Below are 20878 nucleotides of genomic sequence, written 5' to 3' on the forward strand. Positions count from 1 at the left end.
CCACTCCCGCCCGTCTGGTCATTCCGCAGGCTCCACTCCCGGCCCCTCTGGTCGTTCCGCAGGCTCCACTCCCGCCCCCTCCGGTCATTCCGCAGGCTCCACTCCCGCCCCCTCCGGTCATTCCGCAGGCTCCACTCCCGCTGCCGTCGCCGGCGATCGACGGCGCGTCGAGGGTGCCCAACAGGCCATCGAGTTCACGGTCGGCCGACACCGACTGTTCAGGAGTTGCCGGTTTCGGCCGGTAGTGTGGGCGCGGTGAGTCTTCTTGCTGCTTCGGAATCGGTGACGACGAATCTGGCCCTGTTGCCCGGTTTCCTCGATCCGGTGAACCTGCTCAATTCCTTCGGTCACTGGGTACTGATCGGTCTGCTGCTGGTGGTGTTCATCGAGTCGGGCCTGCTGTTTCCGCTGCTGCCCGGTGACTCGTTGCTGTTCACGGCCGGTTTGATCGCGGCGTCGAAGTCCACCGAGATCGAGCCGTTCGCGTCCATCTGGACGCTGGTCATCCTGATTCCCATCGCGGCGATCCTCGGCGACCAGGTCGGTTTCCTCATCGGCAGCAAGGGCGGCGCTGCCCTGTTCAAGTCGAACGACGCGCGATTCTTCAAGAAGAAGTACATCGACGAGTCGCACGACTTCTTCGAAAAGCATGGCCCGATCACCATCATCCTGGCGCGCTTCGTACCCATCGTGCGGACGTTCGCGCCGGTCGTCGCCGGTGCGTCGCACATGAAGTACTCGTTGTTCCTGACGTACAACGTCGTCGGCGGCATCCTGTGGGGCGCGGGTGTCACGGTTCTGGGGTACCTGCTCGGGCAGATCGCGTTCATCCGCGACCACGTCGACATCATTTTCCTGCTGATCGTCGCGGTGTCCGTACTGCCCATCGTGATCGAAGTCGGTAAGCGCATGATCAAGGCACGTAAGACTCCACTCGGGGAAGCAGCCGACGCGATCGAAGCCGACGCCCCGGACTCCAAGTCCTGATCGAGATATTCCGAAAGCGATCGAGCCCGTGTCACTGAGCGCCACAGCATTGACCGCCACCGCACTGCAGACCTTCTCCACCGAGGCCGTCGGCAGTTTCGGACCGCTGCAGTCCGCGGGTCCGCTGGTCGTGTGGGTGATCGTGATGGCATTCGTGTTCATCGAATGCGCGGTGATCATCGGTCTGTTCCTACCCGGCGACTCGATGCTGATCACGGCGGGCATCGTCATGGCGACGCACGCGTCGGGCACCGGCCACATCTGGGCTCTCTCGGTCGGTGCGATGGTTGCGGCGATCGCAGGCAACCAGGTGGGATACATGATCGGCCACCGAACCGGTTCGACGCTGGTGGCCCGCAAGAACGGCAAATATCTCAACACCAAGAACCTGCACAAGGTGAACCTGCTGCTGGAAAAGCACGGATTCTGGGCGGTGCTCGTCGCGCGTTGGATCCCGTGGGTGCGCACGCTCTGCCCGATGGTCGCCGGGGCGGCGAAGATGGATCACCGTCGCTACACCATCGCCAGCACTCTGGGCGCGATCATCTGGGCACCGGTGCTGTTGCTCGTCGGCTTCTACTTCGGCTCGTTCATCCAGCGCATCCCGTGGCTGATGCCCGCGGTGCTGATCAGCATGATCGTGCTGCTGGTCGTCGGAACGGGTCTGGGCATCTGGCAATACCGCAAGGAAATGGCGCGTCCCGAAGAGACGATCGTCGTCGACGAGGTTGTGGAGTAGCAGCCTGCGGAACGACCTGGAATCCGCGGGAGTGCAGCCTGCGGAACGACCTAAAAATTAGCCGCGCAGACGCGGTAGGCCGCTTCCATGAGCATCCAGCCACCGAGTTGCACGGACAGGTCGCGTTCGGGCACCTCGGACGGTCGGACGGTTCCCTCGGCGAAGGTGGCGATGTGCAGGCCCTGCCCCGGGAATCGGGCTTCGCGGGTCCAGTCGGCACCGAACAGTGGGTTGTCCTCCACTTCGAGTCTGTTCTCCCATGCGGCCTCGGCCGAGGCGAGGACGATTGCGGCCGCGACCTCTCGTGCACGGTCGTCGGCGTCGGTGTCGCCGGGTAGTTCGGTGGCCACCAACGCCAGGTAGCGCGCGAGAATCGGGTTGAACAGGCCCCCGTCTCCCCCGCCGCCGCCGGTGATGACGAGGTTGCGGGTGAGGTGGTTCTCCACGGCGTCGACCAGCGCGTGGACGCGCTGCGCGTGCCTCGGCTCGCCGAGACGGAGTGCGAGTTCGGTTTCCAAGCCGAGTGCGACGCCCTGGCAGTAGCTGTAGATCGCGCGTTCGACCTCGCCGGACGTGCCCGCGTCGACGAGGGCGCGAGTGGAATGCATGCCGTCCAGGATCAATCCGGTGCGCGAGTCACGCAGGGTGCGGTCCATCCAGTCCGACATCTCCTGGGCACGCCAGAGCCGACCGGTGCGGGCGAGCATGATCGCGGCCGGGCCGTTGGCCGGCGCGTTGAAGAAGTCTGATTTCTTGCGCCACGGGATGCCGCCGCCTTCGGCCGGAGCCCAGGCGTCGAACAGTTCCATCTCGATCTGCTGGATGCCACTTCGGTTTCCGACGAAGTGCTGACGCTGCGCACGTTCGAGGGCCAACCCGAGCCAGGCCATGTCGTCGTAATAGTTGTTGGTCCAGCCGGTGAGGTTCCGGGTGCGGTGCGCGCGAGTGATCTTCGTCAGGCGTCGTCGACGTTTCGTGGTGAGTTCGCGGTCGGCTGCATCCACCGCGCAGTCGAGCAGGTGTGCCTGCCACCAGTAGTGCCACCGCAGGAAGGCACGCTCACGCTTGACGGGCGGCCACGCGACCACTCCGAGCGCCGTACCGGGCAGTCCCCACAGCCGACGCATGTGCCGTGCGACGACGGCCCCCTCCGCGGCGTCGGCACGCTGCGACCACAACTCCTGCATACCCGCAATCCTGCCACTACCGTTGCCGAACCGTTACATCCCGTCCGGGTAGGGCCCTGTCCTCACCATGCGGTATCGAGATCGGCGTGGCGACGAATCCACGAGTGCATCGCAATCCCGGCCGCGACACCGGCATTGATGCTGCGTGTCGACCCGAACTGCGCGATCGAGACCGTCATGGACGCGGACTCCCGGGCACTTTCGGAGACGCCGGGACCCTCCTGGCCGAACAGCAGTAGGCAGTTGCGCGGCAGCTCTGCCGTTTCGATCGGCACCGAGCCCGGGGTGTTGTCGACGGCGACGACGACGAGCCCCCGAGCCTCGGCGAACGCCATCAGCGCTTCGACCGAATCATGGTGCTGGATGTGTTGGTACCGGTCGGTGACCATCGCGCCGCGACGGTTCCATCGACGCCGCCCGACGATGTGCACCGCCTGTGCGGCGAAGGCGTTGGCCGTCCGCACCACGGTGCCGATGTTGGCGTCGTTCGCGAAGTTCTCGATGGCGACGTGCAGCGAATGACGGCGAGTGTCGATGTCGGCGACTATCGCCTCGCGTCGCCAGTATCGATATGCGTCGACGACATTGCGTCGATCACCGGCGGCGAGCAGTTCGGGGTCCAATCGCGGGTCGTCGGGCGGCGGCTCGTCGTGAGTGTCCGACCACGGGCCGACGCCGTTCGGGTTCTCACCCCATTCGGTGGGGCCAGCTTCGGCCGGTGGGCCTTCGATCTCGTTCTCGCTCAATAGATTTCGTTACTGTCGGGCGCGATCCGGAATCCGTGGCCAGTGGCGTCGTTCGCACACGAGATGCCGTTCTCGGTCGAGGTACAGGTGTAGCCACCCTCGGCGATCGTCGCGCCGACCGCCAGCGGGGGATCCATCGACTCGCCGCCCGAGGTGTACACCACTCCCCCGGAACACATGAATGCCGCGGGACCGTCGTTGGTCACGCGAATACCGTTGCCCCAGTTGATCATGCAGTCGTCGGGCCGAGGCGGAACCGGGGTGGTCGTGCCCTGGCACCCGGCCTCGGTGCGACTCGACAGCGGCACGATTCCGCACTGGAACAGCCCGTCGGGCGAGGTGAAGTAATAGGCCCCGCCGATCGCGGCATACGTCGTCTGCGGCTCCACGACCGGTGGGGGCGGTTCGACCGGCGGGGGCGGCGGCGCTTCCGACGTTGTCGTCACCGGCGGCGGAGTAGTGGTCGGTGCCGTCGTCGTGGTGGTCGGCACAGGGGTGGTGGTCGACGACGGAGGCGGCGCTTGCGCAGCCGACTCGCTACTGCAGCCGGTGAGTACGAGAGCCGACCCGACCCCGACAGCGACCACCCACGCCCGCACCGTTCCCACCCGCACTGTCCCGAATTGTCTTGTCCTGCTCGACCGCACCGTGCTCAGCATGAAGAAAACCCGACCCACCTTTCGACACCTACTGCTCGAAAGACAGACGATACCGGCGCAGCGCCGGCATCGTCGGGTGCGGCGTTCTAGGTGTGGCTCAGACGGCGGTTGACTTCACGGGTGAGCCACGCAGGCGAGAACCGTGAACCGAGCGAGAGCGCCTTGGAGGGCAGTCCGACCGGGAAATGCACCTTGTGCAACCGACGCTTCACCGGACGGGTGGCGTCGAAGATCGCGTCGGACACATCTTTGACGGTGAGCTTGATACCCAACGAACTCGTGGTGCCCGTCGAGATCTTCTCGGTCATCGCCGTCTGGACGAACAGCGGCCACATGGCCTTGACCGCGATGTCGTACTTGCTCCATTCGAGATCCAACGCCTCGGTGATGCCGCGTACCGCGAACTTGGATGCGCCGTACGTCACCAGCTCGGGCTGACCGTAGATGGCCGAGGCCGAGCACAGGTTGACTACCTGCGCGCCCGGAGTGTCCCTGAGGTAGGGGAAGGCAGCGTGGGTGCCGTAGACGACGCCGTTGACGTTGATGTCGATCTGGCGGCGATGCACCGAGAGGGGCATGTCCTCGAAGGCACCTGCAGCGAGGATCCCGGCATTGTTGATCAAGATGTCGAGTCGACCGTCGCCCTCGGCGACGAACTCCTTCAACCGGGTTTCCCACTGGTCGGAGTTGGTTACATCCAAAGTACCGGTGAACACCCGACCGCTGAGCGAAGCAGCTTCCTTGCCGAGTGACGCCAAACCGGTCTCGTCGATGTCGTATGCACCGACGAGGTAACCGTTGGCAGCGAACTTGAGTGCCGTTGCACGGCCGATGCCGGCCGCGGCACCTGAGATGAAGACAGTTGGTCGAGTCACATCGATCACCGTACATGTAACCCTACTTACGAGTAACCCCCAATCTCCGATCGATCGAACGCCGTCTCCCGACGGCACAGGAGTACCGAAGTGAACGACTCGAGGATCGTGCGCGCCGTCGTCGCCGTGGCGATCGGCTATTCGATAGTGCTGGCAGTCTGGATCGGCTGGCTCGTGGACAAAACACCGCCCGGCACCTTGCCGTACCAGTTGGCAGCCCTGGTGGCCGGATTCGGCGCGGCCCTCGGCCTGGCCATGATGATCGCCGGACGCCCGACGCGCGAGCAGAAGGAACTGATCGAACACGGCGTCGAGGGATGGGCGACGGTGGACGCCATCCGGCGCATCGACGACGACACCGCCGAGCTGGACCTGGAGTTCACCGTGCCGGGCTCGAGCAGCTACTTCGGCAAGATCGTCTACGGCATCCCGCGAGCCGACACCGCACACTTCGAGCCGGGCACGGTCATCGCCGTTCGAGTGGACCCGGCCCATCGAGAGCGGGTTCTGCTGCTTCCCCGTCACGACGTCGACGAGTAGTGGCCAGGGCGTCGACGAGGAGCATCTGAGCGGCCACATACGTGGACAGGATCACCGCCTCGGCCGTACGGCGGTGCCGTTCGTCGGCGAGGAACAACCGTCGGTGGACGATCAGCGCGTCGGACACCGTGAACAGGATTCCGCCCACGACGAGCCTGCGGTCACCCCCACGCGAGACCGACCGAGCAGATAACGTCGACGTCGTCGCGAGCAGGCCGCCGTAGGCCGACAGGGTCGGGGCGACCGCCGGTTGGCGTCGAGCCAGCAAAATCGACGCGGCCAGCCAGCCCGCGTATCGCGGAACGGCGTCCAGCAGAACCGGTCGCGCACCACGACGCCACAGCAGCAACGTGTAACAGCTCTGCATGACTCCGAATGCCGTGGCACCGAGTTCGAGTGCCGAGTCGTCGTCCGGGTCGATCAACAGCACGTCGCCGATGGTGGCTGCGGCCAGACCCGTCGCCAGCACCCGGTCGTGTGCCGGATCGAGGGCGGTGGCCAACGCGGGAACGATCAGCGGCTTCGCGATCTTCTGCAGCCGTGCCGAGCCGGTCCACGCCCCGAACACTGTCACCGCAGCTGCTACCGACGCGGCAACGCGGGCACATCCCACCCGATCGATGTTCACTTCCGACCTTTCCGGGGCGAATCCGTCATAACGACCGTCACATGTGACCCTGACCCCTATCGCTTGATACTCGCAGTGAGCGTGGGCATCGTGGACAGGTCGGTCGGAACATTTTCGAAAGCACTGGGGACCATCATGCGCCGCAAACTCACCGGGCACACTCGCATCGCAGGTGACGAGGTCGCCGGCTACCCCAATCCGCTTCTCCGCGACTGCGACCTACGCCAGGCACAGATCAAACGCTGGATCGTCACCCTCTTGCTCGTCATGGTTCCGTTCTCGCTGTGGATCGGCATCGGCGCCTACTCCGAGCAGCAGCAACGACTCGACGATCAGCGCACATCGATCCACCAGGTGACGGCCACCACGACCGATGTCGCAGCCGTAGCACCGACCGCCGCAGCCAGTTTCGACTCCACCAACGCTGCCGCCGTGACGGCCGTTCCCTCGCAGTGGGTCTACCGAGGTGTCGAGCACACCGGCCGTGTCAGCGTCGACACCGGTTCGCCGGTCGGTACGACCGCTCAGATCTGGGTGAACGACGCCGGCGAGCTGAGCCTGCGGCCACTGACCTCCTCGGATGTCGTCGCTGCCGCGATCTTCAGTGCTGTCGGAAGCTGGATCCTGGCGGCCACTGCGCTGGTCGGCTTCTACTACGTCATGCGCTACCGCTACGACGGGCGGCGAGACGCCGAATGGGATCGCGAGATCGCCGATCTACTGAGCCGACACTGACGCGCTCGATCTCCGAGACTCACCCCACCCGATCGAAGGGGAAGGTGAGTCCCGCGTTGCGATAGATAGTTAGTGTATGTAACAATAAATCCGTGAGCCATTCCCACGACGACCTCAAAGATCTGGTCTCGGAGCTGGTCACCAGTTCGTCACGCTTCGTTCGCTTGGCTGCCCGATTCGGCAGCGACGAATGGCCCAGAGCGTGGATGCGGGCACTGTCGCTGCTCGAGGAATATCAGCCCCTGCGCATCAGCACATTCGCCGAGTTGGACCGATGCTCGCAGCCCTCGGCCACGGCACTGCTCGCGAAGCTGGGCAAGAACGGCCTGGTGACCAAGACGTCCGACCCCGATGACTCGAGGGCAGTGCTCGTCGAGATGACCGAGGCCGGCCATCGGTGGCTCGCGGCGAGTCGCCGTCACATCGTCGACGGGCTCGTGCCGTACCTGTCCGACCGCGACCCGGAACAAATCCAGAAGTTGACCGACGGCCTGAGCGAGCTTCGCAGCATTCTCGAACCCGTCGATCGCGAAAAGAGAGGAACTCTTTCGTGACCACCAGCACCTCCCCCGACAGCCTCCTGAAGCAACCGCGCGCAGTGTGGGCCGTCGCGTTCGCCAGTGTCATCGCCTTCATGGGCATCGGTCTGGTCGACCCGATCCTCAAGCCGATCGGCGAACAACTGCACGCCTCGCCGTCTCAGGTGTCGCTGCTGTTCACCAGCTACATGCTCGTCACCGGCGTCGCCATGCTCATCACCGGCGTCGTGTCCAGCCGATTCGGACCCAAGCGCACGCTGCTGGCCGGCCTGGCAGTCATCGTCGTCTTCGCCGCCCTCGCCGGCATGTCCGGTTCCGTCGGCGAGATCATCGGATTCCGCGCCGGCTGGGGCCTGGGCAACGCCCTGTTCATCGCCACGGCGCTCTCGACCATCGTCGGCGCAGCATCCGGCGGCGTCGCTCGCGCGATCATTCTCTACGAAGCCGCGCTGGGCATCGGAATCGCGACAGGCCCGCTGGTCGGTGGCCTACTCGGCGGATTCAGCTGGCGCGGACCGTTCTTCGGCGTCGCAGTGCTGATGGCCATCGCGTTCATCCTGCTGATCGTCATGCTCCCGGACACCCCCAAGCCCGCGCACACCACGTCGATCCTCGATCCGTTCAGGGCACTGCGACACCGCGGACTGCTGACCGTCGGCATCACCGCACTGCTCTACAACTACGGCTTCTTCACCCTGCTGGCGTACACCCCGTTCCCCCTGGACATGGGCACGTACTCGATCGGTTTCATCTTCTTCGGCTGGGGCCTCTGCCTGGCCGTGGCATCGGTGTTCATCGCGCCGAGACTGCAGCGGGCCTACGGAACGTTGAACATGATGATGCTCTCGCTCCTGCTCTTCGCCGTCGACCTCGGCGTCATGGCGATGTTCACCGAGAACAAGACCGTCCTGATCGTCGGAACCGTCGTGGCCGGCCTGTTCCTGGGCGTCAACAACACTCTGATCACCGAGACCGTCATGATCTCGGCACCGGTGGAGCGCTCGACCGCGTCCGCGGCCTACAGCTTCGTCCGCTTCACCGGCGGTGCCGCCGCTCCCTACCTGGCCGGCAAGCTCGGAGAATCGAACATGCACGTCCCGTTCTGGGTCGGCGCGGCCTGCACGGCACTGGCCATCGTCGTCCTGGCGACCGGCCGAAAAGTCCTCGCCCACGTGGACGAACACGAGCCGGCACCGCACAGCATCGACGAAGCCCGCGCGGTAACAGTCGGCGACTGAGCCTGTCGATCAACCACTGAATCCGACGGCCGAGAGCATGACTCTCGGCCGTCGACGTGTATCAGTGGCCTCAATCGTCACATCTGCCTCATCAGTAACACTTTGATAACCAAAAGACCGGTAAAGGACTTTTCGGTTCGATGTACCGTCCGGTTGGTTTACGGTCACGTCATCACGGTTGTTCGTGTGACTCACCAACAACACTCGTTCCGCGTGGGAGGACGGGTGCGCGCAGCTCACTGCTGCCACTGACCGAAGGGCCACAATCTCCATGTCGCAGAAGTCGATCGCCAGGTCCAAGAAGGCGCGCCTCGCCGCAGCCGGAGCCGCCATGGCACTGTCACTGTCCATCGCCGCACCGGGAATCGCCAGTGCTCAGGACCCGACCCCGCAAAGCTCCGAGGTTCAAGCACCGGCGGGCGAGGAATCCGAAGGCGTCGAACCCGCCGCTCCCACAGGCGAACAGGGTGCCGCAGTAGAAGGATCCGGCACCGCAGCAGCCGAAGGACAGATCGACGCACCTGTCCCGGCCGTCACGTCCGAGGATGCAGCAGCGGCCGCCGCAGCTGCAGCCCCGACACCCGAAGCCCCCTCCGCCGTTCGTCCGCTCCCGCAGATCACCGGCGGCGTCGTGTTCAACGAAGACGGCACGGCCACAGTCAACCTCGATGTCATTCCGCAGCTGTCCGACGCCGAGAAGAAGGCGATCGCCGACGCCGAGGCCGCCAGCAAGGAAGCCGCAGCCGCATCGGCCGCAGCCCAGGTACGGCTCGAGACTGCCAAGGCCGCCGAGGCCACCGCGAGCACCGACGCAACCAAGGCAGAGGTTGCTGCTGCCGAGGCAGACGTCAAGGCCAAAGCCGCCGTCACGGCCGCCACGAACGCGAAGGTAGAGAGCGCCGCAGCGAGCGCAGCGGTCACCGCAGCGAAGAACACCGCCGCCGAACTGAAGACCAAGGCCGACGAAAGCAAGGCCGCTGCCGACAGCGCTGCAACAGCCGCAGCCGAGGCAGAGGCGAAGGCAAAGGAGCTCGAAGCCGCAGCCGTCTCGGGCAACCCCGAGGCCACCGCCGCAGCCGAGGCAGCTCGCGCAGACGCCGACGCGAAGGCCGAACTCGCCGCCACCGCCAAGGTCGAAGCGGACGCATCGAACAAGGCACTCGCGGATTCCGTTACAGCTGTTCAGGATTCGTTCAAGAACTTCAACCTCGCCAAGGTGACCGCCGCAGTTCGCGCTGCCGCTGCCACTGCCGCGAAGTCGCTGGCACTGAACATCGAGGCTCAGACCGCTGCCGCAGTGGCCGTAGTGGCCGAGCAGAACGCCAAGAACCTCGAAGCCGCCGCCGAGGCCGCTGCAGGTGAGGAAACTGCGTCCGAGAAGGCCGCAGCCGACGCCCGCACTGCCGCCGACGCAGCCAAGGCCGACGCCGACACCAAGGCGAAGGCGGCCACCGCTGCCCAGGCTGCACTCGACGCCGCCCCGTCCGATGCCGACATCACCACTTTGGAGAAGGCCGCAGCCGACGCAGCCCAGGCAGTCGTCGATGCCGACGCCGCAGTTGCGGCTGCCGATGCAGATCTGCAGGCCAAGACCGACGCAGCCGCGGCCGCCAAGACCAAGGCCACCGAGGCCGCAGCCACCCTGAAGACCGCTCAGGACGCCGCAACGGCCGCCAAGACCGAGGCCGACGCCAAGGCGAAGGCCGAGGCCGATCTCAAGGCGGCGGCAGCCGAATTGGCAGCCAGCGGACCGAAGTTCGAGTGGACCATCAACCTCGGCAACACCGTGAAGGAAGACGTACCCGTCACCGAGGTCGACGAGAACACCGTCGTCGTCGACAAGACCGGAGTCTCGCTCGTCGGCGTCAAGAACGAGGACGGATCGTTCACCGTCGCGGACTACTTCACCACCGACGACAACGGCGTCGTCAGCGTGGCCGGAGAGCTCCCGCCGGTCGATCTGGCACTCGGCGACTCCTCGAGCGAGGCGTCGGGCGCATCGGACAGCTCGTCGAACACCCCGGTGATCCTGGCCGGCGTCGGCGTGGTCGTCGTCGCAGCTGCCGGTGGCGCGTTCTACCTGCGTCGCCGCAGTTCCACCGATGCCACCTCGTAACACCCGCTGGCTGTGGACGGCGATCCTGACGTTCGTTCTTCTCGTATCAGGTTGTGCGAGTGACGAAGTCGGGATCGCCGCACCCGATCGTTCGCCGGTGCAGTCACAGATCTCGGGGGCTGCACCGACGGGCGATGTCGCCCCCGCTCGACCGGAGTACATCGAGCTGCGCTCGGCGGACGGGTCGACCTATCTGAGCAGTCCCATTCATCCGGACCCCCTCTATCGCGGCGGGGAAAGCGGTCAGGTGCTGAACCCGGTCGACGAACTACCCGCGTGGTGGGCCGAGAGCGGAATGCCGGGAACCGACACCGAACAAACCGTTGTCGTTGCCGGACACAACTATTCGAAGCGTGATGCACCGTTCAAAGCGCTCCGGGTGGTGACACCGGGAGACACCGTGGTGCTACGAACGGCCACCGGAACCATCGAGTACGCAGTCGAATCGGTAGGACCTTTGCCGAAGGGATCCCTGTTGGCGGACAACGACCTTCGCAAATCGGTGCCGGGTCGACTGATCCTGGCCAACTGCGACGTCCAAGGCGGCGAGCCGACCGACGACAACTTCGTCGTCGTCGCGCAGTTGATTCGCTGAAAAACTCTTGCTGACAGTTACTTTCGCGGCCGGGTCTCGGGTCCGGCCGCGAAAGTGGCTACAGACCGAGGTCGGCCAAGCCCAGCAGAGATCGGTATTCCAGCCCTTCGGCAGCGATGACATCGTCCGCACCTGTCGCTCGATCCACGACAGTGGCGACCCCGACGACCGTTGCGCCCGCGTCTCGCAGAGCTCGAACCGCGGTCAAGGGCGAATTACCGGTCGTCGTCGTATCTTCCACGACGAGAACGCGTGCGCCGACGATGTCGGGTCCCTCGATCTGACGCTGCATGCCGTGCGCCTTCGCGGCCTTGCGGACCACGAATGCGTCGATCGGCCGGCCCGGCGCGTGCATGATCGCCATAGCCACCGGATCTGCGCCCATCGTCAAACCACCGACCGACGCGAAATCCCAGTCGGCGACGAGATCGCGCATCAGCGAGCCGATCAGCGCACCCGCGCGATGATGGAGCGTCGCCCGACGCAGATCCACGTAGTAGTCGGCTTCCTTGCCCGAGGACAACGTCACCTTCCCGTGCACGACGGCAAGCTCTTTCACCAGATCGGCCAGTTCCTGCCTGTCCGAATTCGCAGCGCTGTCGGCCATGTTCGGGTTCCTCTCGTCGTGCCATGAGGCGGTCGGGTCGGTACGAACTTACCCACCGAGATTCTCGACCACCCGCACCCGGGTACTGCGCGCAGCGCTCCCCTACGCGGCGACCTCGGCGGCGCGGTGCTCGTCGAGCGATTCCTTGGTTTCCACGAACGGTTCGGGCGCGGTCACCGAGCGAGCCTTCGCGATCAGCGACGAAGGAAGCGATCCGACGGCCTCCGACAGCTGATACGCCGTGTCGTTGTACACCCGCACTGCGCCGGCAATCCGCTTCTCGGTGACCGTCAGGTCGCCGGCCGGCCCCTGGAACGCCCAGTTGCCGACGACACTGCGGCGAGCTTCGGCGTCGTCGAGAACCGCGTGGAAGGCGGCGGACAGAGCGTTCTCGGCGGCAGCTTGCGCCTGCAGGCCCAGTCCGCGATCACGGACTGCCTTGGACCACGAACGCGCTCCGGCGAGCTGACGCAGGAGGTCGCCCGACAGGTCCGCCGACTCGGCCGCAGTCAGAAACGGTTGCAGTTGGTCGTATCGACGCTCGAGCTCGATGTCGACGAGCCGTGCGCTCTGCTCGGCCAGGCCGCGGTACCGCGCGAGGCGGCGCACCACCCTCAGGCCATAACCGACGACGACGAGTACCAGCACGAGGACCACAACGCCCGAGAAAACCGTCACGAGGTACGAATTTAACGGTGCCCGGCCGCCGAGGCCGGTAGGCACGCCCGAGAACGATCAGGGTTGGTTGCGTCGCCGATCCGTATCGAACGGAATCGGACGGGACACGGGCGGACGCGGTACCGGTCGCACCGGATTCGCCGATCGCGTGGCCTGCGGTCCGCTCTGATCCGGCCTCGGCGGACTCGGCCGTCGACTCGCCTCCTGCGGACGAGAATCGGCCGCAGGACTCCTCGTCTCGACACCGCGCGGTTCGACACCCCGCGGTTCGACACCCCGCGGTTCGACGCTGCGCGGCGGGACGCTCCCGGGCTGCTGGTTGCGGGGCGGTCCGACGCGCGGTTCCTGCACCAACGGTCGACCCGGATCGCTTCGATCACGAACGGACTCGCCTCCGCCCGGACGTGAGCCGTACGCGGCGCTTCCGCGGACGGGCGGAAGAACGTGCAGCATCCCCGACAATCGTGCGACCGCATCGATCGCGGCATCCCAATCGCGTCCCGAACTGTTCAGCGGCATCGACCCGAGAGTCCAGTCCTGTTCACTCCACAACAGCTGCAGATTCTCGGGAATCGACTCGGTGAACGCCGCCATCCGCTGGTCGCAGACACGGCGGGCGATGTCGACGTCGGTGGCGAACACGACTCGTGGACCGATGGAACCGAGCAATTGCATGTCCTCGTCGCGCGGAGGTGGCGTCGAGCGGGAGCGAAGGTCTATATCGACATCGGAGCCGACGGAACGCTGGACTGCCACGATGGTGCCCGTCTCCTCGACGTCGAAGAGTACGAACTCCTCACCTCGCCGAACTCCGGTGACGACGCCGAGAGCCACATCGAATTCGGGCTTGGACAGCGCGGCGCGCGAGAACTGGCCGACCAGTTCTCGGTCTTGGGGCTGGTACTCGTACCCCTGGGCCTTGGCCCACATCTGCCGTACCCGACCGGATCGATCTCGCTTGGATCGGTCGATGTAAAGCAGCGCCACTGCGCCCACGAGTGCAATTACCGCCAGGCCGAACCACATTGCCGTCATCGCGAACCACCTTAATCGACTTTCACCTCACGCCCGCCCACGGCCGCCGACTCCTGTGAACCGTCATAGGAGCAACGCGGGGACCTGAAGTAATTCCGCAGGCTCCACTCCCGCCTGACCTCAGGGTCATTCCGCAGGCTCCACTCCCGCCTGACCTCAGGGTCATTCCGCAGGCTCCACTCCCGCCTGACCTCAGGGTCATTCCGCAGGCTCCACTCCCGCCGCTACCCTCCGAGCTTCGGAGTCTCGATGATGACGTTCGCTCGGATGATCCCGTCCTGGGCTGCCTCTCCCTGCACCACGACGAACGCACCGACCGCCAACGACGCGAGATCCCTACCGGACAACGAGATTATCTGGGTCTGCGGTGTGGTCTGCACGGTGACCGGAGCGCCGTCGAGGCCGTCGAGCGTCAGAGTCGAACCGTCGTTGGCGCTGATCGTGCCCACCGACGAACCGAGCTGGCCGAGGATCTCGGGAATGCCGCCCGGGATCAGCTCGGGCGTGGTCGTCGCACCCGATTCCGTGGGCCGCGGCGTGGTCGTCGGCGCACTGGACGGCGAGGGCCGGATGGAGGTGGACGCTGCAGCGGCGGAGCTCGGTTCGTCCGACCGTCCGCCCAGAAACGCGATCCCCGCGACGACGACAACCGCCAACACCACGAACCAGAGCAACACCAGCAGCCACGGACGCGGACCCTTCCTGCCGGGTCCGGCCACGAACGGCTCCTCCGGTGGCGGCGTACCCCCGAATTGCTGCGGCGGCCCGAACTGCTGGGTGTGGCCGTATTGCTGCGGCTGCCCGAACTGCTGGGTGTGGCCGTATTGCTGGGTGTCGTATCCCGGGGTCTGGCCGTAGGCCTGGTTCGCGGCCGCCTGCTGCGCCGGGTCGAAAGGCGGGAACGCCTGCGTCGGCTGGTAGCCCGGCGGGTATGCCTGCGGGTCGGGATTCCCGTATGCCTGGGTCGGATACGCCTCCGTCGGCTGAGCCTCTGGATACTGCTGAGCACTTGGGTACTGCTGAGCATCCGGATACTGCTGGGCATCCGGGTACTGCTGGGCATCCGGATACTGCTGAGCATCCGGATACTGCTGGGCATCCGGATACTGCTGGGCACCTGGGTGCCCGTAGTCCTGCGTCGGCTGGGATGACTCCGGCTGCTGCGCCGCGTCCTGATCGCGATCTCGGGGTGCTCGCGGGTCGTCCGGATTCGTCATTCCATGAGGGTACCCACGCCGAGAACGTCGACAGCGGCAACCGACAGCAGGCCCGCACGAGGTCTCGTGCGGGCCTGCTCGGGATGGTTGCCGGCTCGGGCGCTAGCCCAGGATGAGCCGTTCGCCGTCGGGGCTGACGTTGACGGGCACCACGTCGCCGTCGTGCACGTCACCGGCGAGGAGGAGCTTCGCCAGCTGATCGCCGATTGCCTGCTGAATCAGTCGGCGTAGCGGTCGAGCACCGTACAGCGGGTCGTAACCGCGTACGGCCAGCCACATCTTGGCCGGCGACGACACGTCGAGAGTCAGTCGACGAGCTGCCAGACGGTTCGCGAGGAAGCCGAGCTGGATGTCGACGATCGATTCGAGCTGGTCCTCCGACAGGGCGTCGAACACGACGACGTCGTCGAGCCGGTTGACGAACTCGGGCTTGAACGAGCGCCGCACCGCGTCCATCACTTCGTCCTTGGTGCCGCCGGCACCGAGGTTCGAGGTGAGGATCAGGATCGTGTTGCGGAAGTCGACCGTGCGGCCCTGCCCGTCGGTGAGCCTGCCCTCGTCGAGCACGGCCAGCAGGATGTCGAACACATCCGGGTGTGCCTTCTCCACCTCGTCGAAGAGCACCACCGTGTACGGACGCCTGCGGACCGCCTCCGTCAGCTGCCCGCCGGCCTCGTACCCGACGTAGCCCGGAGGGGCACCGACGAGCCTGGCGACGGCGTGCTTCTCGCTGTACTCACTCATGTCGATCCGCACCATCGCGCGTTCGTCGTCGAACAGGAACTCCGCCAACGCTTTCGCGAGCTCGGTCTTACCGACACCGGTGGGTCCGAGGAACAGGAAGGAGCCCGTCGGACGGTTCGGGTCGGCCACCCCGGCGCGGGAGCGTCGGACGGCGTCGGACACCGCCTGTACTGCATCTTTCTGTCCGACGACTCGCTTGCCGAGTTCGTCTTCCATGCGCAGCAGCTTGGCGGTTTCGCCTTCGAGCATCCGGCCGGCCGGAATTCCGGTCCAGGCCGCTACCACGTCGGCGACGTCGTCCGGGCCCACCTCCTCCTTGAGCATCACGTCACCCTGGGCAGGTGAGTCCTCGGTCTTTGCCGCGAGCTCCTTCTCCAAGGTCGGGATTCGGCCGTACCTCAGTTCGGCGGCCTTGCCGAGATCACCGTCGCGTTCGGCGCGATCGGATTCGCCGCGCAGGTTCTCGAGCTCTTCCTTGAGTACCCGCACCGAGTCGATGGCGTTCTTCTCGTTCTGCCACCGCGTGCTGAGCTCGGCCAGTTTCTCCCGCAGGTCGGCGAGTTCCTGACGGAGCTTGTCCAGCCGGGCTTTCGACGCGTCGTCGGTCTCCTTGGCCAGTGCCATCTCCTCGATCTCGAGGCGACGGACGGCTCGTTCCACCTCGTCGATCTCGACGGGGCGCGAGTCGATCTCCATGCGCAGACGCGACGCGGCCTCGTCGACGAGGTCGATGGCCTTGTCGGGCAGGAACCGAGCGGTGATGTACCGGTCGCTGAGGGTTGCGGCGGCCACCAGTGCGGAGTCCGTGATTCGGACGCCGTGGTGCACCTCGTAGCGTTCCTTGAGTCCGCGCAGGATGCCGACGGTGTCTTCGACCGAGGGCTCACCGACGTAGACCTGCTGGAAGCGACGCTCGAGGGCGGCGTCCTTCTCGATGTACTTGCGGTACTCCTCGAGGGTCGTCGCACCGACCAGTCGCAGTTCGCCGCGGGCGAGCATGGGCTTGATCATGTTGCCCGCGTCCATCGCGGAGTCGCCGGTGGCTCCTGCACCCACGATGGTGTGCAGCTCGTCGATGAACGTGATGACCTGTCCGGCGGAGTTCTTGATGTCGTCGAGCACGGCCTTGAGCCGCTCCTCGAACTCACCGCGGAACTTCGCGCCGGCGACCATCGAACCGAGATCGAGAGATACGACGGTCTTGCCACGCAGGCTTTCGGGCACGTCACCGGCGATGACGCGTTGCGCGAGTCCTTCGACGATGGCGGTCTTGCCGACACCGGGCTCACCGATCAGAACGGGGTTGTTCTTGGTTCGCCGGGACAGCACCTGGACGACACGCCTGATCTCGGTGTCGCGGCCGATGACGGGATCGAGCTTGCCTTCTCGGGCCAGCGCCGTCAGGTCGGTGCTGTACTTCTCCAGCGCCTGGTAGGTGTTCTCCGGATCCGCGCTGGTGACGCGGGCACTGCCGCGGACCGCCTGGAACGCGTCGCGCAGCTCGTTGGCTCCGGCACCATGGCCGGAGAGGAGCTTGGCGACGTCGTCGTTTCCGGTCGCGAGACCCACCATGAGGTGTTCGGTGGAGACGAACTCGTCGTCGAGTTCGGTGGCCAGGTGCTGCGCTGCGGTGATCGCGGCGAGGGTTTCACGGCCGAGCTGCGGAGTGGTGGTCGAACCGGATGCCGAGGGCAGGCGGTCGACGAGGTTCTGCGCTTCTCGACGCACCGTTGCAGGGTCGACGCCGACGGCCTTCAGCAATGGTGTGGCGATGCCGTCGGTCTGATCGAGCAACGCCACCAACAAATGTGCCGGACGGATATCCGGGTTACCGGCCGCGGATGCGGCCTGCAGAGCAGCGGAAAGTGCTGCCTGCGACTTCGTGGTGGGAGTGAAACTGTCCACCGGTCACCTTCTTTCCAGTGTGGGGTTCGAGCGTGTCGATGGGTACAACCATAGACAAGTTGAGTCTGTTCCGCTCAACCTTGATTCTTTTCGTGCACGAAGCCCTGATGCGCGAAAGTCTCGATCGGTCTACTTTGGTGTCGGTCGAAGGTGTCAATCGGTGGGGGTGGAGGTTGCTCGACGCACGCACGGTCTCCCTGGTCCGCACCGGATTCAAGTCGGTAGTGGCCGCACCGAACGGTCCCGAACGGCTGTCCCGGTCGTTCTATGCCCACCTTTTCGCCGAGTATCCCGACTTCCGTTCCTTGTTCCCGGCGTCGATGGACGCATTGCGCGAGCATTTCGTCCTGGCATTGGGGTACGTCTTCGACCACCTGGACGACGCCGACCGCGTCGAGCCGTTCCTCGAACAGCTGGGCCGAGACCACCGCAAGCACGGAATCTCCGGGACACACTTCCGGGCGGGGAGTTCGGCGCTGATCAGCGCGTTCCGGAGCTTCGCCGGCACCGAGATGTGGACCGACGAGGTCGAGACCGCCTGGCGAGACGCCCTCACCGTGGTGAGCAACGCCATGGCCGCCGCCGCCGACAACGACGAACTGCCCCCGTACTGGAGCGCGACCGTCGTCGAGCATCACCGCCTGCTCGACGACCTGGCCGTGGTGCGACTGAAGACCGACGGGGAGATTCCCTACTTCCCCGGTCAGTACGTCAGTGTGCAGATTCCGCAGCGGCCCAAACTGTGGCGCTACCTGTCCCCTGCCATTCCCAGCAACCCCTACGGCGAGATCGAGTTCCATGTTCGACGCGTCTCCGGGGGCTGGGTATCCCCGGCGATGGTCACCGAAACGACTGTCGGCGACCGTTGGCTGATCAGCCCGCCGCTGGGTGGCATGCACGTCGATCGCACGATCGGCGAGGACGTGTTGATGATCGCCGGGGGCACCGGTTTGGCACCGTTGCGCGCGCAGGTGATGGAGATGGCCCAGCGCAGTACCAATCCGCGGGTGCATCTGTTCGTCAGCGGGACGTATCCGTGCGATCTGTACGACCTCGACACACTGTGGCAGCTGTCGTTGTCGAATCCGTGGCTGACGGTGGTGCCGGTGACCGAGGAGCTGGAGGATCCGTGGTGGCACTCGGGTCCGACGCGCGAACTTCCTCGGGGCATGCATCAGCGGCTACACGGCCCGGTGGGCAAGGTGGTGACCCGGTTCGGTTCCTGGGCCGATCGGCAGATTCAGATCTGTGGGTCGCCGTCGATGGTGCGCACCACGGTGTACGCACTACGCAAGGTCGGCACTCCGATGGAACACATTCAGCACGATCCGTTCTGACTGCGCTACAACACATTTCAGCCGGAAGTCACCTTTCAGCCGGAGATCGACCGTGGCGGGAGGTCCTCGACGACGCCACCGACGACCAACCGCGGCGTCCAGCTCTCGGTGACGAGTCTGCCGTCTCCGGTGATGATCGCCTCGGGATCGGGGTCGACGAGAATGGGGTATCCGGTGTCGGACGTAGCTCCGACGTTCTGCACCAACAGGCCGTTCTCGATGGTGTAATACACGTGCACAGGATGCAGGTCGGAGTCGAAAGCCCAAGGGCGGCCGATGAATATCACTGCGTCGCCGGTGTCGTCGAGCACCGATACGGAGCCGTCTCGCTCGAGCCGCAACGCCCAGCTCGCAGGCATGGACGCGGTGAACTCGAATCTGTGCGGTGCCCGGGCCTCGAGCAGGTGAACCATCAGTAGCGCACCGTCGCGTGGGTCTCGTTGCGGCACAACCACTTCGAACGTTCCGCATTCGTAGAATCGGGATCCGAACGGTCCCGGTATGCCTACGCCGAGCTCGTCGGCGATGGCCAGTTCCAGGCGGATCGAACCGGATCCGTTCTCGGCCCGCAAGGTGATGCCCTCGGACGGATGGGGCATCGGGGACTCGTCGCGGGGCGCGTAGGACAGCACCGCCCGCAGCAGTGGCTCGGCGACCTCTGCGTCACCGTCTCGGGAATCGAACGTGCGTCGTCGTCGTCGATCGGTCATCGTCACCCCCTTCGCCTGACTCGACCAGTTTGCCACCCTCGACCCCGATCGCGCGTCCGATTCTGCGGAAAACCATCCATTCGATGCAGTGGTCTGCTAACGCATCAGGCCCCGGAAGCCGCCTTGGCGGCAATCCGCGCCTGCACTTCCGGACGCCTGAGCGGCGGCACCGTCGGCGGCGGCTGCCGCCGGTCCGGCAGGGCGTCGAGCAGGCGATGCGTCGTGGCCGTCACTTCGGCGACGGCCGTCTCGAACGCGTCGCGAGTGGCATCGGACGTTTTCTGCACTCCGCTGATCTTGCGGACGTACTGACGCGCCGCAGCCTCGATCTCGTCGTCGGTGGCGTGTGGTTCCAATCCCCGCAGGGTGGTGATGTTTCGGCACATTCCCCGACGATAGACCCGCAGCTCACACCTCGAGAAGGCCTGCGATCGCCTTCAGACACAGCTCGCGAACCTGTTCCCGCTCGAGGGTCCTACGCTCCACCCAGTCGTGACAGACCGCGCGGACGAAGGCCACCCACCCGCGCAGCGCAACCCGGACCATCTCGTCGTCGTGGAACTCGTCCGGCAGCGCGTCGAGAATGCGTTGTTGCTGGATGTCGAACTCGCGCGTGAGGATGTCGTTGATGCGGTCGTCTCCTAGCAGCGCGCCTCGATTGACCGCTCGGACGCCGTGCGCATGCTCGTCAGTGTAGGCGATGTAGGCGTCGAGTCCGGCGGCTATCTGCTCGAGGACCGGCAACGAGGGGTCCGGGGCGGTGACGGCGAGGTTGCGCTCGGATTCGGTGCGCACGATCTCGACGAAGAACTCCCGCTTGGACGGGAAGTAGTGGTACATCAGACCCCGTGAGACCCCGGCCAGGTCTGCCACTTCCTCTATCCACACGTCCTCGTAGGGACGTTCGGCGAACAGGGTCGACCCGATCTCGATCAGCTGCGCACGCCGCTGCTCCGGTGTCATGCGTTTTCGAGGTGTGGTCATGGGGTTTCGAACCTTACTTGACACGAGTTCAACGGTGAGTACGGTCACTATTTGACACCGGTTCAACGAGTCGGTTC

At 65.5% G+C, this 20878-nt stretch carries 22 protein-coding genes; 9 read left to right on the forward strand and 13 right to left on the reverse strand.

All coding sequences use genetic code 11. The features are described from left to right. The first annotated feature begins 255 nt into the window (after positions 1-255). Positions 256-987 (forward strand): VTT domain-containing protein, encoded by a 732-nt coding sequence (locus tag E4P29_RS02620; protein WP_135041616.1) that lies wholly within the window; start codon positions 256-258, stop codon positions 985-987. Between the two features lie 145 nt (positions 988-1132). Further along, positions 1133-1726, forward strand: a complete 594-nt coding sequence (locus E4P29_RS02625; RefSeq protein ID WP_135041913.1) for a DedA family protein — start codon at positions 1133-1135, stop codon at positions 1724-1726. Between the two features lie 50 nt (positions 1727-1776). On the opposite strand, the gene E4P29_RS02630 is transcribed toward E4P29_RS02625, so the two are convergent. From E4P29_RS02630 to E4P29_RS02645, 4 genes are all read right to left on the reverse strand, one after another. Next, positions 1777-2913: a glycoside hydrolase family 76 protein gene (locus E4P29_RS02630; protein ID WP_135041618.1), complete on the reverse strand. Its 1137-nt coding sequence runs from the start codon at positions 2911-2913 to the stop codon at positions 1777-1779. A 62-nt stretch (positions 2914-2975) separates the two neighbouring features. Continuing rightward, the gene (locus E4P29_RS02635) at positions 2976-3659 is read right to left on the reverse strand and encodes an RNA methyltransferase (RefSeq protein ID WP_135041620.1); all 684 of its coding nucleotides are present in this window, start codon (positions 3657-3659) and stop codon (positions 2976-2978) included. Beyond that, positions 3656-4318 (reverse strand): DUF6636 domain-containing protein, encoded by a 663-nt coding sequence (locus E4P29_RS02640; RefSeq protein ID WP_245154118.1) that lies wholly within the window; start codon positions 4316-4318, stop codon positions 3656-3658. The genes E4P29_RS02635 and E4P29_RS02640 overlap by 4 nt, the downstream gene beginning before the upstream one ends. Before the next feature lie 86 nt (positions 4319-4404). Continuing rightward, on the reverse strand, positions 4405-5193 hold the full coding sequence (locus tag E4P29_RS02645; protein ID WP_027494308.1) for an SDR family oxidoreductase: 789 nt from the start codon (positions 5191-5193) through the stop codon (positions 4405-4407). A 90-nt stretch (positions 5194-5283) separates the two neighbouring features. On the opposite strand from E4P29_RS02645, the gene E4P29_RS02650 reads away from it, so the two are divergent. Continuing rightward, entirely contained in the window at positions 5284-5733 is a 450-nt protein-coding gene (locus tag E4P29_RS02650) for a hypothetical protein (protein ID WP_135041622.1), read from the forward strand. Here the strand turns inward: E4P29_RS02650 and E4P29_RS02655 are convergent. After that, the gene (locus tag E4P29_RS02655; RefSeq protein ID WP_135041917.1) at positions 5660-6355 is read right to left on the reverse strand and encodes a lysoplasmalogenase; all 696 of its coding nucleotides are present in this window, start codon (positions 6353-6355) and stop codon (positions 5660-5662) included. The genes E4P29_RS02650 and E4P29_RS02655 overlap by 74 nt on opposite strands. Positions 6356-6496: 141 nt before the next feature. Here E4P29_RS02655 and E4P29_RS02660 point away from each other — a divergent pair, with 141 nt between their 5' ends. From E4P29_RS02660 to E4P29_RS02680, 5 genes are all read left to right on the forward strand, one after another. Continuing rightward, positions 6497-7096, forward strand: coding sequence for a hypothetical protein (locus E4P29_RS02660; RefSeq protein WP_135041624.1), 600 nt, complete (start codon positions 6497-6499; stop codon positions 7094-7096). A gap of 92 nt (positions 7097-7188) precedes the next feature. Continuing rightward, a complete protein-coding gene (locus E4P29_RS02665) occupies positions 7189-7650 on the forward strand; it encodes a MarR family transcriptional regulator (protein ID WP_032364936.1) in 462 nt (153 codons plus the stop codon). Beyond that, complete coding sequence (locus E4P29_RS02670; RefSeq protein ID WP_094694100.1) at positions 7647-8873, forward strand: MFS transporter; 1227 nt, start codon at positions 7647-7649, stop codon at positions 8871-8873. The genes E4P29_RS02665 and E4P29_RS02670 overlap by 4 nt, the downstream gene beginning before the upstream one ends. Before the next feature lie 271 nt (positions 8874-9144). Then, positions 9145-10989 (forward strand): hypothetical protein, encoded by a 1845-nt coding sequence (locus tag E4P29_RS02675; protein ID WP_135041626.1) that lies wholly within the window; start codon positions 9145-9147, stop codon positions 10987-10989. Then, positions 10976-11584, forward strand: coding sequence for a class F sortase (locus E4P29_RS02680; protein ID WP_135041628.1), 609 nt, complete (start codon positions 10976-10978; stop codon positions 11582-11584). Before E4P29_RS02675 ends, E4P29_RS02680 begins: the two co-directional genes overlap by 14 nt. Before the next feature lie 58 nt (positions 11585-11642). On the opposite strand, the gene pyrE is transcribed toward E4P29_RS02680, so the two are convergent. From pyrE to clpB, 5 genes are all read right to left on the reverse strand, one after another. After that, positions 11643-12191 carry an orotate phosphoribosyltransferase gene (pyrE, locus tag E4P29_RS02685; RefSeq protein WP_135041630.1) on the reverse strand — a complete coding sequence of 183 codons (549 nt, stop codon included), beginning with the start codon at positions 12189-12191 and terminating at the stop codon, positions 11643-11645. A 102-nt stretch (positions 12192-12293) separates the two neighbouring features. After that, on the reverse strand, positions 12294-12869 hold the full coding sequence (locus E4P29_RS02690) for a LemA family protein (RefSeq protein ID WP_135041632.1): 576 nt from the start codon (positions 12867-12869) through the stop codon (positions 12294-12296). Between the two features lie 57 nt (positions 12870-12926). After that, positions 12927-13904: a hypothetical protein gene (locus tag E4P29_RS02695; RefSeq protein ID WP_135041634.1), complete on the reverse strand. Its 978-nt coding sequence runs from the start codon at positions 13902-13904 to the stop codon at positions 12927-12929. Between the two features lie 224 nt (positions 13905-14128). Beyond that, complete coding sequence (locus E4P29_RS02700; protein WP_135041636.1) at positions 14129-15121, reverse strand: DUF5666 domain-containing protein; 993 nt, start codon at positions 15119-15121, stop codon at positions 14129-14131. 102 nt (positions 15122-15223) lie between these two features. After that, entirely contained in the window at positions 15224-17770 is a 2547-nt protein-coding gene (gene clpB / locus E4P29_RS02705; protein WP_135041638.1) for an ATP-dependent chaperone ClpB, read from the reverse strand. 173 nt (positions 17771-17943) lie between these two features. Between clpB and E4P29_RS02710 the strand changes: the two genes are divergently transcribed. Further along, positions 17944-19107: a globin domain-containing protein gene (locus E4P29_RS02710; RefSeq protein WP_135041919.1), complete on the forward strand. Its 1164-nt coding sequence runs from the start codon at positions 17944-17946 to the stop codon at positions 19105-19107. Between the two features lie 35 nt (positions 19108-19142). Here E4P29_RS02710 and E4P29_RS02715 read toward each other — a convergent pair whose 3' ends face one another. From E4P29_RS02715 to E4P29_RS02725, 3 genes are all read right to left on the reverse strand, one after another. Further along, the gene (locus E4P29_RS02715) at positions 19143-19817 is read right to left on the reverse strand and encodes a hypothetical protein (protein WP_135041640.1); all 675 of its coding nucleotides are present in this window, start codon (positions 19815-19817) and stop codon (positions 19143-19145) included. Positions 19818-19921: 104 nt separating this feature from the next. Beyond that, complete coding sequence (locus E4P29_RS02720) at positions 19922-20203, reverse strand: DUF2277 domain-containing protein (RefSeq protein ID WP_135041642.1); 282 nt, start codon at positions 20201-20203, stop codon at positions 19922-19924. A 22-nt stretch (positions 20204-20225) separates the two neighbouring features. Next, on the reverse strand, positions 20226-20801 hold the full coding sequence (locus E4P29_RS02725) for a TetR/AcrR family transcriptional regulator (RefSeq protein WP_135041644.1): 576 nt from the start codon (positions 20799-20801) through the stop codon (positions 20226-20228). Positions 20802-20878 lie beyond the last annotated feature (77 nt).

This window comes from Rhodococcus sp. 1R11, assembly GCF_004563845.1.
GTDB lineage: Bacteria > Actinomycetota > Actinomycetes > Mycobacteriales > Mycobacteriaceae > Rhodococcoides.

Coding starts and splice junctions, on each gene's coding strand:
- E4P29_RS02720 (WP_135041642.1), bottom strand. CDS start 20,203: ATGTGCCGAAACATCACCACCCTGCGGGGATTGGAACCACACGCCACC.
- E4P29_RS02625 (WP_135041913.1), top strand. CDS start 1,133: ATGGCATTCGTGTTCATCGAATGCGCGGTGATCATCGGTCTGTTCCTA.
- E4P29_RS02725 (WP_135041644.1), bottom strand. CDS start 20,801: ATGACCACACCTCGAAAACGCATGACACCGGAGCAGCGGCGTGCGCAG.
- E4P29_RS02695 (WP_135041634.1), bottom strand. CDS start 13,904: ATGACGGCAATGTGGTTCGGCCTGGCGGTAATTGCACTCGTGGGCGCA.
- E4P29_RS02675 (WP_135041626.1), top strand. CDS start 9,145: ATGTCGCAGAAGTCGATCGCCAGGTCCAAGAAGGCGCGCCTCGCCGCA.
- E4P29_RS02680 (WP_135041628.1), top strand. CDS start 10,976: ATGCCACCTCGTAACACCCGCTGGCTGTGGACGGCGATCCTGACGTTC.
- E4P29_RS02660 (WP_135041624.1), top strand. CDS start 6,497: ATGCGCCGCAAACTCACCGGGCACACTCGCATCGCAGGTGACGAGGTC.
- E4P29_RS02630 (WP_135041618.1), bottom strand. CDS start 2,913: ATGCAGGAGTTGTGGTCGCAGCGTGCCGACGCCGCGGAGGGGGCCGTC.
- E4P29_RS02700 (WP_135041636.1), bottom strand. CDS start 15,121: ATGACGAATCCGGACGACCCGCGAGCACCCCGAGATCGCGATCAGGAC.
- E4P29_RS02640 (WP_245154118.1), bottom strand. CDS start 4,318: ATGCTGAGCACGGTGCGGTCGAGCAGGACAAGACAATTCGGGACAGTG.
- E4P29_RS02715 (WP_135041640.1), bottom strand. CDS start 19,817: ATGACCGATCGACGACGACGACGCACGTTCGATTCCCGAGACGGTGAC.
- pyrE (WP_135041630.1), bottom strand. CDS start 12,191: ATGGCCGACAGCGCTGCGAATTCGGACAGGCAGGAACTGGCCGATCTG.